Origin of the sequence: Streptomyces sp. NPDC101194, from assembly GCF_044767885.1 — a bacterium.
Classification (GTDB): domain Bacteria; phylum Actinomycetota; class Actinomycetes; order Streptomycetales; family Streptomycetaceae; genus Streptomyces.
The window spans coordinates 13649-28443 of sequence record NZ_JBIWOS010000022.1; the positions used below are offsets into that span (position 1 = coordinate 13649).

The 14795-nt window shown below is 66.3% G+C and carries 10 protein-coding genes and 2 pseudogenes; 9 read left to right on the plus strand and 3 right to left on the minus strand.

The annotated features are described in order from the left end of the window. Nucleotides 1-1118 precede the first annotated feature (1118 nt). Nucleotides 1119-2084 carry a hypothetical protein gene (locus tag ACIRP2_RS38995; RefSeq protein ID WP_404258511.1) on the plus strand — a complete coding sequence of 322 codons (966 nt, stop codon included), beginning with the start codon at nt 1119-1121 and terminating at the stop codon, nt 2082-2084. 357 nt (nt 2085-2441) lie between these two features. Further along, nucleotides 2442-2657 carry a hypothetical protein gene (locus ACIRP2_RS39000; protein WP_404258512.1) on the plus strand — a complete coding sequence of 72 codons (216 nt, stop codon included), beginning with the start codon at nt 2442-2444 and terminating at the stop codon, nt 2655-2657. 460 nt (nt 2658-3117) lie between these two features. Here the strand turns inward: ACIRP2_RS39000 and ACIRP2_RS39005 are convergent, their stop codons facing one another. Continuing rightward, the gene (locus ACIRP2_RS39005) at nt 3118-3459 is read right to left on the minus strand and encodes a transposase (RefSeq protein ID WP_404258513.1); all 342 of its coding nucleotides are present in this window, start codon (nt 3457-3459) and stop codon (nt 3118-3120) included. A 378-nt stretch (nt 3460-3837) separates the two neighbouring features. On the opposite strand from ACIRP2_RS39005, the gene ACIRP2_RS39010 reads away from it, so the two are divergent. From ACIRP2_RS39010 to sbnA, 6 genes are all read left to right on the plus strand, one after another. Further along, complete coding sequence (locus ACIRP2_RS39010; RefSeq protein ID WP_404258520.1) at nt 3838-4284, plus strand: IPT/TIG domain-containing protein; 447 nt, start codon at nt 3838-3840, stop codon at nt 4282-4284. A 94-nt stretch (nt 4285-4378) separates the two neighbouring features. After that, nucleotides 4379-6901: a Pls/PosA family non-ribosomal peptide synthetase gene (locus tag ACIRP2_RS39015; RefSeq protein ID WP_404258514.1), complete on the plus strand. Its 2523-nt coding sequence runs from the start codon at nt 4379-4381 to the stop codon at nt 6899-6901. 63 nt (nt 6902-6964) lie between these two features. After that, on the plus strand, nt 6965-10219 hold the full coding sequence (locus ACIRP2_RS39020) for an amino acid adenylation domain-containing protein (protein WP_404258515.1): 3255 nt from the start codon (nt 6965-6967) through the stop codon (nt 10217-10219). A 23-nt stretch (nt 10220-10242) separates the two neighbouring features. After that, complete coding sequence (locus ACIRP2_RS39025) at nt 10243-11247, plus strand: TauD/TfdA family dioxygenase (protein WP_404258516.1); 1005 nt, start codon at nt 10243-10245, stop codon at nt 11245-11247. Then, nucleotides 11244-12311, plus strand: coding sequence for a 2,3-diaminopropionate biosynthesis protein SbnB (gene sbnB / locus ACIRP2_RS39030; RefSeq protein WP_404258517.1), 1068 nt, complete (start codon nt 11244-11246; stop codon nt 12309-12311). The genes ACIRP2_RS39025 and sbnB overlap by 4 nt, the downstream gene beginning before the upstream one ends. A gap of 216 nt (nt 12312-12527) precedes the next feature. After that, nucleotides 12528-13535: a 2,3-diaminopropionate biosynthesis protein SbnA gene (sbnA, locus tag ACIRP2_RS39035; protein WP_404258518.1), complete on the plus strand. Its 1008-nt coding sequence runs from the start codon at nt 12528-12530 to the stop codon at nt 13533-13535. Nucleotides 13536-13862: 327 nt separating this feature from the next. Here sbnA and ACIRP2_RS39040 read toward each other — a convergent pair. After that, a pseudogene (locus tag ACIRP2_RS39040) lies at nt 13863-14184 on the minus strand (NAD(P)/FAD-dependent oxidoreductase); the annotation flags it as partial. Between ACIRP2_RS39040 and ACIRP2_RS39045 the strand changes: the two are divergent. Further along, nucleotides 14150-14585: pseudogene (locus ACIRP2_RS39045) on the plus strand (hypothetical protein); the annotation flags it as partial. The pseudogenes ACIRP2_RS39040 and ACIRP2_RS39045 sit on opposite strands and share 35 nt — an antisense overlap. Nucleotides 14586-14595: 10 nt before the next feature. On the opposite strand, the gene ACIRP2_RS39050 reads toward ACIRP2_RS39045, so the two are convergent. After that, the coding region (locus ACIRP2_RS39050; protein WP_404258519.1) for a transposase at nt 14596-14795 on the minus strand (200 nt) is incomplete at its 5' end.

The following is a 14795-nucleotide window of genomic DNA, read 5'->3' on the forward strand; positions in this document are numbered from 1 at the left end:
CGCGGAGCACAGGGCGCGTAGCGGGGACATGAACCGTCGGGACTCGCTGCCCCGGAACAAGAGCAGGCCCCGCGAACGGCCCGGGCGCGGGTGGGTGCGTCCCGAGAGGTGTGGCCCCCTGATTACCAGCCGACGACGGATGGTTCCGAGCGCGGTCGCGCGAACAACGCTCTGTCCCGGCCAGATCAACGAGATCGTCCACTACTGGTCCCTCGAAGACGATTTCGCCCTCACCGCAGACCACGTCCACGGGGCATTCATGGCGTCCGAGGGTCATGCCGGCAACCCGTGCATCCTCTGCCGAGACAACGGCGCCGACCCGACCGGGGAGTCCCCGGACGCCGGGGTCGCCCCCTTCAGTGGAATCGGAAACAACAACAGAGGCCACCACCCCGAACCGGGTGGTGGCCTTCCAAGTCATGGTCAACGCGCATACGCAGTGTGGCCCGACAAGTCGTCACACCAGTCGCAGTTGGGAGGGGGGGCTTGCGCCCGTGCTTCCGCGCGCCCTGTTCCGGCCCGCCGACGCAGTGGACAATAGGTACATGAGTGGTGAGCGCGACTGGGACCGGGCCGACGTCGCTGAACCGGCGTGGCCCGCGCCCGGGAGGTCACGGCGCTCGCCGCTCGCGTCCGGGCGCGCTCGGTCACGGCAGCCGGGTGGCGTACCGCGAGGCGGAGTTCGGCATCTCCCGCGCGCAGGTGCCGGTTCGTGGACGTCGCCCGCGCCTTGGCCGCCGTCCGCGACGCCCTCGCCGCCGGCACCGAGACGTCTCGCATGCTCTCCGGCCGAGAGCGCCCCTGGAGCGGCTGTGTGAACCTGGGCAGGAACATAGCGAACATGTTCGCGATGTGGATGGACAACCGCCTCCTGGGAGGCCCGATCGAGCGAGACACAGCGGGTCCGCCTTTCGAGTGTTGAGGATCGCCGGAACGAACGGCTGCCTTGCGCCGAGTGGATTGCGCAGCGCACCCGCACCCCGGAGGCCGAGTCGGCGCCGTTGCCCCCCAGCCGCACCAGTTGCACGGCCCGGCCGCCAATGACCGACTACTGAGAGGAACTGCACGTGGAAGTGTCAACTCGACCGTTACGGCGAAAGGTCACCCTGTTCAAAGGCGTGGCTGTCGCTCTGGCTTCTCTTGCCGCCCTGATTGTTCAGGCGTCCCCGGCGGCCGCGGACAACGTCTGCGGCAAGGAGGTCGGCGGAGCGATTCTCGTCAAGTACACCGAGCTGAGCCGCGAGGCGGGGCCGCTGGGTTGCCCGAAGAGCATCGAGCTGGACAACTCCGACGGGCACGGAAAGCGCCAGGAGTTCGCGGGCGGCACCATCTACTGGTCCGCCGCCAGCGGTGCGCACTCCGTATGGGGCGCGATCGGCGGCAAGTGGGGTGCGCTCGGCTGGGAGGGTGGGAAGCTCGGCTATCCGGTCGATGACGAACGCACCAACCCCGACGGCTCCGGCAAGCGGCAGCAGTTCCAAGGCGGCACTGTCTACTGGCATCCGACGCTGTCGAACGGCGCGCACCCCGTCTGGGGGAAGATCGGCCAGTTGTGGGGGGAGTACGGGTACGAAGGCGGCCCGTTCGGCTACCCGACGTCCGACGAGTTCCACGACGACGAGTACAAGTCGATCGACCAGAAGTTCTCCAACGGCCGCACCCTTTATTGGAGTGCCGGAAATGGTGTCGAAGGATGCCACGGCGAATGCGTGGGTTACTTCGGCACTCATGGGACCGATCTGTTCAAGCAGGTCAGGGTCGAGATCCCCTACGGGACCAGTAACGTTGTGGTCCGCCCCTTTCCCACGGACAAGGGGTTCACTGTCGCCCGTACGGACTTCACGAAGTCCTGGAGCCAACTGTGGCAGGTAGTTCCGTACCCGACCGGAGTGGATGACACCGAACACAACTCCATGTATGAGCAGTTCGCCTGTCACTCGAAGTTCGTCTTCCCGGATCCCACCGACGACAGCGGATGGAGCACAGGAGCGACATGGGACCTGGAGTCCTGGCACAGCTCCGTCGGCATGGGCAATGCCACGAGTCAGGTCTACTTTCTGCAACACCAGTGCAACTGGGACTGAACGTCACTGCCCCAGGCCCCGACGACCGCTGCCCGACGTCGCAGCGACCTCGTGAACGCTCTCTGCCGTGAGCACCCCGGTCGGGCCGCGACCACCACCTACTACCCGCACCCCGAGGACCGAGTCGGAACGGCCTGACAGCCGGTTTTCAAGGAGTGCCCTCAGACATTCAGGCTGAGGGCATTCCGCGCCGTCGCCCGTTCTATCAGTGAGAGATCCGGGCAGCCTTGGTTTGTTTGACCGGGTTCGACCGGTTGTCCGTTCCCTGCGCGTCTCTGAGCGTGATCGAGGCATGACGCTCTCAGGCGCCATCAGCAGAGGCGGAACCACCTCGGCGAGCACACCCGATCACGGTCAATGACGGGACTGAGGGATGTGCGGGTGCATGCCCGTCAGCTCTACATCGTCGACCCGGACCTCGGCGCCGACCAGGCACCGGACATCGCGGATGCCGGCAACGGGCTGATCGCCGCCGAGGAGGACGGGGCCAGCATCCTGACCGGTCTGACCGGACTGACCGGTCGAGGTCACTGTCACCACACACGCTTCCGAGCCACCGCTCCAAGAGGTTGACCGGGACGAGAGGCGGTGGAGGCGTCATCCATTTCCACCACCGGCTCGTCCCTTGTCACCCCCTGGGAGGACGGCGAAGTCAAGGACCTGCCCGATCTGCCCCTCAACAGACCGGGAAGCCACCGCGTGCGTGTCCATGCCCGCGGCCGCGACGAGGGGCGCGCCAAGGACAGTCCCGCCCCGGACGACAACCCGGTCGAGTTGTGCCTGCTTCAGGTGTGGCCCGCTCCCGCGGCCGGAGATCCGCAGGTTCCACGCCGTGCCGGGAGAAGCAGCAGGGAGCCACGGCGGAGCTCCCGTTCTGGCCGGGCTGACGTCGATGCCGGGGAACCGTGATTCACCGGTTCGGGTATTCGCCCGCCAGGTTTGGTCGGGCTGGGGCAAGGCCGTGGGGGAGCTGGCCGGGCCCGCGACTGAGGCGCTGTTTCGGGTGCGCCGTTGCCGGGCCGGTCTTTGAGCGTCATCGGTGTTCCGGCCAGTGAGGGAGGGGCGGAGTATCTGGGAGACCGAGGAGTTCGGCAGTGAGCATGAGGGCCGGCCCGGTGTCCTGTCGGCTGATGGTACGGAGCCGGGCCCGGTGTACTTCGATGCGGCAACGGACTGCTTCCGCTGCCTGACGGTCCGACAGGCCGAGCGGGAACTGCAGCACGCAGACGGTTGCCAGTGGGGCGGGCGGGATGCCGGGGCGTCCGTCACGCGGGTACCAGCCCGCAAAATCCTCGTCGGACCACAGCCTGTCCAGCCGGTCTCTCACCCACATCGTGGGAAAGAGGCGATCCACATCGAGATGGTGTAGACCCATGGCTGTTTGGAGGTACCAAGCCGCCCGAGCGTGAAATCCGCTTGTACAAGACGGGCCACTACTACCTTCGGGTGATACGCGGCTACGAGCCTTGCTCCTCAAATCTTCCTGTGGGTCACTGAAACGGTGAACGGACGGGGTGCATATCCCAAGCCGAGGAAGTTGAGAACAGACGACGCTTGCCTGTTCTTTTCCGTGCTTGAGAAGAAGTTCCGGCAGCTGAGGCCCGGGGCCGGGTCCCAGTATTATGTGCCCCCGGATCCTCGGCAGCGCCAACAATTGCGTGCTGCCACACGTGGCGTCACTTGACTTCGTCGGCAACCGACCTTTCCGGCGGAAGCCGAACACTTTGGCCGGGCGCTCCGCCGGTCCCCTTATATTCCATCGGAGAAAAAGGAGCGTCGTACATGCCTCTCTCCCAAGCAGGGCTCCACCGGCGGCGGAACCATGGTGACCAGCACGGGAACGAACCTGCCCAATACGAGCAAGGCGAAATTCGGCAGCAAACTGGCCACCGGTATCACCCAGCTATCCCCGACCGGGGTCACGGCGGTCTCCCCCTCGGGCATGGGCACGGTCGAAGCCACCGTCACCGCCCCATATCCCGGCGCAACTCCTCCCGGATCAGGAATGCAGCACTCGCACGCTGCACGGCGAGACCCACGCGCAACTCATCGCCGTCCCGCCGGGCAGCATCCTGTGCGAGGAGTGAAACGGGAGGGCCACTGCTGGGCCATGCGACCGAGTTCGAGTGGCAGCCCGACAGCGGACAGCCAAGACCGAGGCAGCGGTTCGGGATCCGGACAGCAGAACCCGACCTCATGATTCCCGGACCACTCGCTCCAGCCATCGAAAACCGCGAGTACGGAGCGCCCACCGTAATGGCGAAGGTACTCGAAAGTTCCTCAAGGAGCTCTGCATGGAGGAGAAATCCCAAGACGTCTTGACGCCCGGACCTGATGAATCCGCAATCGGTACAAGCAGGTTCACCAGTCCGGAGACCGGCATCGAGAAAAACCTCGCCGAGGTGCTGGCCGACGTCATGTGCCTCGAACGGGTGTCGATCGACAGCCATTTCTTCGACGACCTCGGCGCCAACTCATTGGTGATGGCTCATTTCTGCGCACGAGTCAGAAAGCGAGCGGACCTTCCCTCGGCGTCGATGAAGGACATCTACCGGCACCCGACGATCCGCAGTCTGGCGACGGGGCTCGCGAACGCCACCCCCGTCGAGCCGTCGGTCCCGGCGCCGTCCGAGGCGGTGACCCCAGTCGGCACGGCGCGGTACGTCCTCTGCGGCACCCTGCAGTTCCTGCTCTTCCTGGGATACTTATTCCTCGCCGGACTTGTTGCCAACCGAGGCTACGCATGGGTCTCCGCCGGGTCGGGTGTGATCGATATCTACCTGCGATCGTTCGTCTTCGGAGGCGTCGGCTTCGTCGGTCTGTGCACTTTCCCCATCGCAGCCAAATGGCTCCTCATCGGCCGGTGGACATCACGAAGTTTCCCGGTCTGGGGTCTGACCTATCTGCGCTTCTGGACCGTCAAAGTGCTGATCCACGCCAACCCGATGATCTTCTTCGTCGGTAATCCCTTGTACGTGCTGTACCTGCGAGCGCTGGGCGCACGGATCGGTAAAGGGGTCACGATCCTCTCCCATAACATTCCGGTATGCACCGACCTCCTCACGGTCGGCGCCGGCACCGTGATCCGCAAAGACTCGTTCTTCCTCTGCTACCGGGCACACGCCGGGCGTATCCAGACTGGCCGGGTCACCCTCGGCCGGGACGTGTTCATCGGCGAGAAGACCGTGCTCGACATCGACACGTCGATGGGCGACGGGGCCCAACTCGGCCACACGTCCGCGCTGTACAGCGGCCAGGCGGTCCCGGACGGTCAGAGTTGGCACGGATCCCCGGCACAGCTCACGCAGCACGATTACCTGAGGATCGGGCCGGCCGCATGCGGCACGCTGCGCCGGGCCGGCTTCGGCCTGATCACCGTGCTTCAGCTGTTCTTCCTCTACGTGCCACTGTCTGTCGGGGGCGCGTACATGCTGGTGACCCTTGTCCCGGCGCCGCACAACCGGCTGGGCACGGTGGAGCTCACGTCACTGGATCTCTACATCGACGCGCTGCTCCTTTCCCTGCTGCTGTTCTTCGGCTTCGTCGTCGTGGGCCTGACCGTGATGTTCGCCGTTCCCCGCCTGCTGAACATGGTTGTCAAGCCGAACAAGATCTATCCGCTGTACGGGTTCCATTACTCGGCACACCGGGCGATCGGGCGCATGACCAACATCAAGTTCTTCACCTGGCTGTTGGGTGACAGCTCCTACATCGTCCACTACTTGCGCGGCATCGGATACGACTTGTCCCAGGTCGAGCAGACGGGGTCGAACTTCGGCACGGAAGTGCAGCACGAAACCCCGTTTCTGTGCTCGGTCGGGAACGGAACGATGGTCGCCGACGGGCTCTCCATCATCAACGCCGACTATTCGAGCACGTCCTTCCGGGTGTCCCGGGCCTCGATCGGGTCACACAACTTCCTCGGGAACAACATCGCCTATCCCTCGGGGGCCAGGACAGGTGAGAACTGTCTCCTCGCGACGAAGGTGATGGTTCCGCTCGAAGGCGAGGTGCGTGAGGGGGTGGGCCTGCTCGGCTCGCCGTGCTTCGAGATTCCCCGGTCGGTCGAGCGCGATTCCCGGTTCGATCATCTTCGCGCCGGCGACGAGCTGCACCGCAACCTCGCCGCGAAGAACCACTACAACATCCGCTCGATGGTCTTCTTCCTGCTCGTGCGGTGGCTGCACTTCTTCGTGCTGACGATGCTCGGCCTGGCGAACGCCGAGCTGTACGACTCCTACGGGCATGTGCTGATCGCCGCGTTCCTGGTGCTCAGCCTCGGGTTCACCGCCCTCTACTTCGTACTGGTGGAGCGCGGCATCGCGGCATTCCGCGTGTTGCAACCGCAGGTGTGCTCCATCTACGACCCATACTTCTGGTGGCATGAGCGTCTCTGGAAGGTGCCCGACACCTACCTCGACATCTTCAATGGCACCCCATTCAAGAATGTGATCTGGCGGATGTTGGGGGTTCGGATCGGCAGCAGGGTCTTCGATGACGGCTGCTATGTGACGGAGCGGACACTCACCACCATCGGGAACGACTGCACGCTCAATGCGGGAAGCAAGATCCAGTGCCATTCGCAGGAGGACGGCACCTTCAAATCCGATCGCAGCACCCTCGGCGCCGGTTGCACCATCGGCGTGGGAGCCCACGTCCATTACGGCGTGACGATGGGCACGGGCGCGATGCTCGCACCCGACTCCTTCCTCATGAAGGGCGAGGAGGTGCCGCAGCACGGACGCTGGGGAGGAAACCCCGCCACGGAGATGCGAGACGCCCCTGATCAGCCCCAGGCGCCGAAGCGGACGGGATAGCAGCGCCGCCCTTGTCGGCGCTGAACAGCACGATGGCGAAGGCGAATGGAGAGGGACGACCAGATGGGAATGCAAGCGCAGGCCGGCCGGGAGTTCTGGCGCGCTGTGCTCGGCGCCGGTGGATTCACCGAAATCCCGCGGTGGACGCTCAATCCTGAGAACGGCATCGGCGAACACGAGGCGCCGGTCCCGGACGACGTCGTCGCGGCGTTGGTCCGACTGGCCGAGGACCTGGCGGTGCCACTCGACTCGGTGCTGCTGGCAGCGCACTCCAAGGTGCTCGCCGCGCTGTCCGGCGAGCACGAGGTCGCAACCGGATACGTCACCGCTGAGGGCGGCCGACCGCTGCTCTGCCGGCTGACGACCGAGCCCGACTCGTGGCGAACGCTGCTGCTGGACGTTCATCGAGTCAAGTCGGACCTGCTGTGGCACAAGGACTACCCGGCCGATGAGCTCAGGTGCGAACTGGGCCTGGCGGAGCCGTCGATCGAGGCTGTGTTCGATCCGCACGGCGTGGGCGGCGAAGTCGCCGGTAGCACCATGCTGTGGGTGGGTTTTTCGCAACGCGGCCGCCACCTTGTCCTGCGGCTGCGCTATCGGACCGACGCGCTCGACGAGGACTGCGCCGTCAGGATCGCCGGTTATCACCTCACCGCACTCGCGCTGATCGCCGCCGATCCGGACGCCGAGCACGGGCGGCAGAACCTGCTCTCCGCCGAGGAACTCCATTTCCAGCTCGAATCACTCGCCGGCCCACGCCGGGAACTGCCGGACCATCGGTTCCACGAACTGTTCGAGCAGCGGGTGGCGGCACACCCGGACGCCGTTGCCGCGGTGCATGGGGAGCGGCAACTGACGTATCGGGAACTCAACGCACGCGCCAACCGGGTGGGACGAGCCCTGCTGGCGCGGGGGCTGCGCCCCGAAGGTGTCGTCGCCGTGGTGACCGAGCGCAACCTGGATTGGATGGCCGCCGTGCTCGCGGTTTTCAAGGCCGGCGGCGTGTATCTGCCCATCGAGCCGCATTTCCCGGCCGACCGTCTCGCGACCATGCTCTCCCGTGCCGCATGCGGGCTCGTGCTGACCGAACCCGGCAGCACTACCACGCTCGACCAGGCCCTCGACTCGCTGTTCGGGGTCCAAAAGCTCTTCGTCCGCGGAGCCTACGAGGAAGACCACGCCGACGATGATCTGGGCCTCCGCATCGCACCGGACCAGCTCGCCTACATCTACTTCACCTCCGGCTCCACAGGCGAGCCCAAGGGTGCGATGTGCGAGCACGCGGGCATGCTGAACCACCTCTACGCCAAGATCGACGACCTGGAGATCGGCGAGGGACAGGTGATCGCCCAGACCGCTCCCCAATGCTTCGACATCTCGCTGTGGCAGTTGGTGTCCGGGCTCCTGGTCGGGGGACGGACCCTACTGGTGGAGCAGGAGGTGATCCTGAACATCCAGCGGTTCGTCGACAAGATCGTCGACGGCAGGGTCGCCGTCCTCCAGGTCGTACCCTCCTACCTGGATGTGGTCGTGTCCTGGCTGAAGCAGCACCCCCGCGAGCTGCCGGACCTGCGGTGCGTGTCGGTCACGGGCGAGGCGCTGAAGAAGGAGCTCGTGCAGCGCTGGTTCGCCGCCCAGCCCGGGATCAAGCTGGTCAACGCCTACGGGCTGACCGAGACCTCGGACGACACCAACCACGAGGTCATGGAATGCGCGCCCGACGGAGACCGGGTCCTGCTGGGTTCCGCGGTCAACAACGTGCACGTCTATGTCGTCGACGAGCACCTCATCCCGGTGCCGCTCGGTGCCCCCGGCCTGATTGTCTTCTCCGGCGTCTGCGTCGGCCGCGGATACGTCAACGACCCCGAGCGCACCCGGCAGGCCTACCTGGCCGATCCGCACCGTGAGGGCGCCCGCCTCTACCGGGGCGGCGACTACGGCCGCTGGACGCCCGAGGGAAAGCTGGAGTTCCTCGGCCGCCGCGACACCCAGGTGAAGATCCGTGGCTTCCGGATCGAGATCGGCGAGATCGAGAACACTCTGTTGCAGGTGCCCGGTGTTCGCGACGGTGCGGTCGTGGTCACCGAGCGGGCCGACCGGAGCAAGCACCTGGTGGCGTTCTACTCCGGTCGGCGGCCGCTCGAGGTCGACGTCCTGCAGGACCGGCTCGGTGAGTCGCTGCCCGCGTACATGGTCCCGTCGGCCTTTCACTGGCGGGAGGTTCTGCCGCTGACGGCCAACAGCAAGATCGACAGAAGGACCCTGCAGGCACTCGCCGGGGAACTCGAGGTCGTCCGGGACGACTACCGCGCGCCGGATACGCCGACCGAACAGCGGTTGGCAGCCGCATGGGCGAAGGTCCTCGGCATCCCGCAGGACCAGGTCGGACGGCGGGACCACTTCTTCGACCGGGGCGGCACATCGCTGTCGGCGGTAAAGCTGGCCATCGTCCTGGACCGTGCGGTGTCCCTCAAGGATGTCACCGGTCACCCGATCCTCGCCGATCTGGCCGGGCTGATCGACGGCAGGTCCGTGCGGCGTGCCGGGCTGCTTCAGCCGCTGTCGGAACCGGACGGTGCGCAGACCGCAGCCCTGGTGTGCTTCCCCTACGCCGGCGGCAACGCGGTGAACTTCCAGCCGATGGCCGGAGCGCTGCCGGACGGTGGACCGGCGGTCTACGCCGTCGAGCTGCCCGGTCACGACGTGGCCGCCGACGGCGAGTCGCTCGTGCCGATGACGCAAGTGGTCGAGCAGGTCGTCGACGAGATCACCGGGCGTGGCCTGACCGGGGTCCTGCTGTGGGGCCACTCCTCGGGAACCGCGCTGGCCGTGGAGACGGCCAGAAAACTGCGAGAGCGCGGAGTGGACGTCCAACGGGTGTTCCTCGGCGCACAACTGCTCGGGGACGCCGACGACCGGCGCGCCACCATCACCGAGCTGACCGGACGGAGCAGCGCTGAGATCGCCGCGAGCCTGAGCACGCACGGTGGCCACACCTCGCTCGGTGAGCTGAGTGCGCAGCACGCCGAGCACGTCGGCGCCGCCTACCGGCACGACTGCGTGTCCGCGCACCACTACTTCGCCGACGTCCTGGAGCACCCGCCGACGCAGAAGCTCACCGCGCCGGTCACCGTGGTCGTTGCCGCGGACGACCCGAGCACGGCGGAGTACCCGCGCCGGTACCTCGACTGGCAGCTTCTGGCTGAGCAGGTCGACCTGCACGAGCTCCCCGACGGCGGCCACTACTTCCTGCGCACCCGTCCGGCCGAGGCAGCAAAGGCCGTGCTGCACGCCGCCGGATTGTCCGTTTCTTCCTGAGTATCGGCTGAAAGGAAAACGAGATGTCGTTCACATCCACGGCGTTGCTGGTCGACGGGGGACTGAATTCCGGCGCACCCCCACGGGTGCGGGCCGAGGTCACTGACGACGCGCCGGCCTGGGCGGCCGAGCACCGGGACGCGCTGCGCGCAGTCGTCGCCGAGCATGGTTCGGTTCTGGTCCGTGGCCTCGGGCTGCGCGATGCGGCCGAGACCGGAGCCGTCTTCTCGAAGCTGGCCACCGTTCTGATGACCGAGCGGGAGGCCTTCGCGCCCCGGCAGGCCTACTCCGAAGGGCTGTACTCCTCATCGAAGTGGCCGCCGAACCAGCCCATGTGCATGCACCACGAACTGAGCTACACGCTTGAGTTCCCCGGCCTGATGATGTTCGCTTGTCTCAGCGCGCCCACCGACGGCGGGGCGACCGCGGTGGCCGACTCACCGACCGTGCTGGACGCGCTGCCCACCGAGTTGACCGAGCGGTTCGAGCGCGAGGGCTGGCTGCTCACGCGCAGCTACAACGACGAGATCGGCGCGTCCATCGCCGAGGCCTTCGGCACTGACGACCGGGGCGCCATCGAGCGCTACTGCCGCGCGAACGCAATCGCGTTCGAGTGGCAGCCCGACGGTGGACTGCGAACCAGACAGCGCCGTAGCGCCGTGGTACGCCACCCGGTCACCGGACGACGCTGCTGGTTCAACCAGATCGCGTTCCTCAACGAGTGGACGATGGCCCCCGAGGTGCACGAGTACTTGGTGGACGTCTACGGCGCCGACGGTTTGCCGTTCAACACCCGATTCGGCAATGGCGACCCGATCGGCGAGGACGTCGTCCAGCTGCTCAACAGCGTCTACGAGGCGAACACCGCACGCGAACCGTGGCAGGCCGGCGACCTGATGCTCGTCGACAACATCCGCACCGCGCACAGCAGGGAGCCCTTCGAGGGACCGCGTGAGGTGCTCGTCGCCATGGCCGAACCGGTGCGCCTGGCCGACTGCTCACCGACCGTGGAGGTGACCACGCGATGACCACTGTCGATTCCACCGCGAGAGAGTCCGCAAGCGTCGCACCGATCACCGTGCCACCGTTCGCGGTGATCTCCGGTGCCCAGGTCCGGCGCACGCTGTACGGATGCGAGAAGCGGATCACGGAGTTGGTCGAGACCACCTATCGGGTGCACGGCGCCGGTGATTCGGTGAACCCGCCGTCGTACTTCCTGCGTTTCCCCGACCGCCCGTCCTCCCGGATCATCGCGCTGCCCGCCTCGATCGGTGGGGACACGCGGGTGGACGGCCTGAAGTGGATCTCCAGCTTCCCGAAGAACGTGACGGCCGGCATCCCAAGGGCGTCGGCCGTGCTGATCCTCAACGATCACGACACCGGCTACCCGTTCGCCTGCCTGGAGGGTTCGATCATCAGCGCCACCCGGACGGCCGCGTCGGCGGCGTCGGCGGCCGACTGGCTCTGCCGCGACCGATCGCGACCGACACGCGTCGGGTTCTTCGGGGTGGGCCTGATCGCCCGCTACATCCACACCTTCCTGGCCGGTACCGGTTGGTCGTTCGACGAGATCGGCGTACACGACCTGTGCGCCGACAGCGCGGCAGGCTTCCGCTGCTACCTGGAGCAGTCGGGCACCAGCGGCCGAATCACTGTGCACGACAGCGCCGAACAGTTGATCCGAAACAGCGACCTGGTGGTCTTCGCCACGGTCGCCGGTCAGCCGCACGTCAGTGACCCGTCATGGTTCGCACACAACCCGCTGGTGCTGCATGTGTCGCTGCGCGACCTTGCGCCGGAGATCCTGCTTGCCTCGACCAACATCGTCGATGACGTCGAGCACTGCCTCAAGGCCGACACGTCGCCGCATCTGGCCGAGCAACTCACGGGCAACCGGGACTTCCTGCACGGCACGTTGGACGACGTGATGGCCGGGCGGGTGACGGTGCCGACGGACCGGCCGGTGGTGTTCTCGCCCTTCGGCCTCGGGGTGCTCGACCTCGCGGTGGGCAAGTACGTGTACACCGAAGTGGCTCGCCGCGGAGAGTTGCACGTCGTCGACAGCTTCTTCCACGAACTGAGCCGGTACTGATGAGCAGGCCGAGGGTCCAGGAGGCTCCTTCAAGGCTGATCTCAGGGGAGACCAGCGGTCACGTCGCAGCAGGTCGTGACACATGAGACAGCGGCCGTTGACGCAGGGCCCTTTCCCGTCTGGTTGGACACGGGGTCTCGCCCGCACAAGCGAGGAACGCGCCCACGGCCGGGTGGAAGTCCCGATAGTGCTCTGCTCCAGACAGAGGAGACCATCGTGCCCGTCATTTCCGCTCCCTACGCCTTCAACGAAGAGGATCTCTATGTCGACCTCCGGTCGATCCTCGGGCACCCGCTCTTCCTGAAGTGTGAGGGCTTCAACTTCGCCGGCTCGATCAAGTTGAAGGCCGCGACCGAAATGGTGGAGGACGCTGAGCGCGATGGAATCCTGACGCCGAATTCGATCCTGGTCGAGTCCTCGTCCGGAAACCTCGGCGTGGCGCTGAGCGTGATCGCGGCAAGCAAGGGCTACCGGTTCCTGTGTGTGACGGACGCCCGCGTCAATCATTCCAACAGAATGATGATGGAGGCGTTGGGCAGCCAGGTACACGTGATCGTCGAACAGGAGGCCCACGGCGGTTTTCTCGGCGCACGGCTGGACTACGTCCGCGCGCTGTGCGCCTCCGACGACCGGTATGTGTGGCTCAGCCAGTACACCAATCCGAGCAATTGGAAGGCGCACTACCGCACGACCGCGCCGGAGATCGCCCGTCAGTTCCCACGGCTGGACGTGCTGTTCGTCGGAGCCGGCACCACAGGGACCCTGATGGGCTGTGCGCGCTACTTCCGGAGATGGCACCGCCGGGTGCGGATCATTGCGGTGGACAGCGTCGGTTCGGCATCCTTCGGCGGTTCGCCGGGCCGCCGGATGATCCCCGGTCTGGGCACGAGCATGCGCCCGCCGCTGCTCGACGAGTCCTATGTCGACGAGGTGATTCGTGTCGAGGAGGCGGACACCGTACGTGCCTGCCATCGTCTGGCCAGGCACGGATTCCTGTTCGGCGGCTCCACTGGCACGGTGATCAGCGCCGCAACGGACTGGATGGCCCAGCATGACGCGCACGAGCTCACCGCGGTGGCCATCGGTCCGGACCTCGGCGAGCGCTACCTCGACACCATCTACCAGACCAAATGGCTGCAGGATTTCTACGGCGAGGACGTGCTCGACTCCGACAAGGAGGCCGCCGATTCCTGGGCAGCCGCCCCCTCGCCGGTGACACCTTAGGGCCGTCGGCCGGACCCTGCCGGCTTGATCTTCAACGTCCGTCGTCGAATGGTGGTCGAACTTGATCACTCGGTTCGATAACCGCCGTACGCGGAGGCGGCCTTCGTCTGAACATGTGCTCCGACCAAGGAACACACACGTCCAGTACGAAGGCCGTGAGGATGAACCTGCTGCGTCGCGATGCCCGGCAAGAGCCGTTGGCGGAACTGTCATGCTTCCGGAACGAGTTCTACGCCTGCCTCACAGCTCGTTCGGACGACCGCGTTCGCGATCGTCTCCGATCTCTGTGCCGCGCCCTCCGGATGATCACGGCTCGGTGGAGCCACGCGTGGTTTCCGCCATGGCGGTGTCGCCGCCGCCGACCACGACAATGTCGTGGTCGTGGAAGAAGAAGAACCCGTCGCAGGCCGCGCACCAGGACATGCCGCGGCCGGACGGCTCGTCCTTGTTCGGGAGGCTGAGCTTGCGGTATCCGGAGCCGGTCGCGAAGATCACTGTCTTCGCGCGGTGGACGGTGCCCGTGGAGTCGGCAGGAGCTTGATTTCGCCGGTGAGGTCGACGGAGATGATGTCGTCGTCGATCATTCTTGCGCCGAACTTCTCGGCCTGGGCCGCATGTTCTCCACGAGGACGGGGCCGTCGACGCCGTCGGGGACCGCCCTTGCCGGGATCCGCGTCGGGAGCATCCTCGACCGGCACGGCCCACGCGCTTTCATGACCGCTGGTTCTGTGCTCGGCTTCATCAGCGTGCTGATCGTGGCCGCAGCCCCCGGCCTTCCGGTGTTCATCGTTGGTTGGGCGCTCGCCGGAATCGCGATGGCGGCCACCTTCTACCAGCCGGCGTTCGCCGCCCTGACCTGTTGGTGGGCCCCCGACCACGTGCGGGTCCACGCGAGCCCTCGCGCGCCGCACCACCGCACCGGCCCGCACAACGATCCTGGTCGCATTCGGCGGCCTTACCACCGCCGCCTTCGCCGCCGTGCCCGGCCCTTACGCTTTGCTCATCGCCGTGTCAGTCGCAGCCTGCATGGTCCGCGGCAACCTCACCCTTAGACGGTGTCCTATGTGGCGCGTCGGAGGAGTCGTTTGTAGCAGCAGAGTGCGGCGGCGAGGCCGAGGAAGGCCAGGTAGTTGCGGGGGTGGCGTTCGTAGCGGTGGTTGAGTCTGCGGTAGCCGGACAGCCAGGACATGGTGCGTTCGATGACCCACCTTCGGCGTCCGAGTCGTTCACTGGATTCGATTCCCTTGCGGGCGATACGGA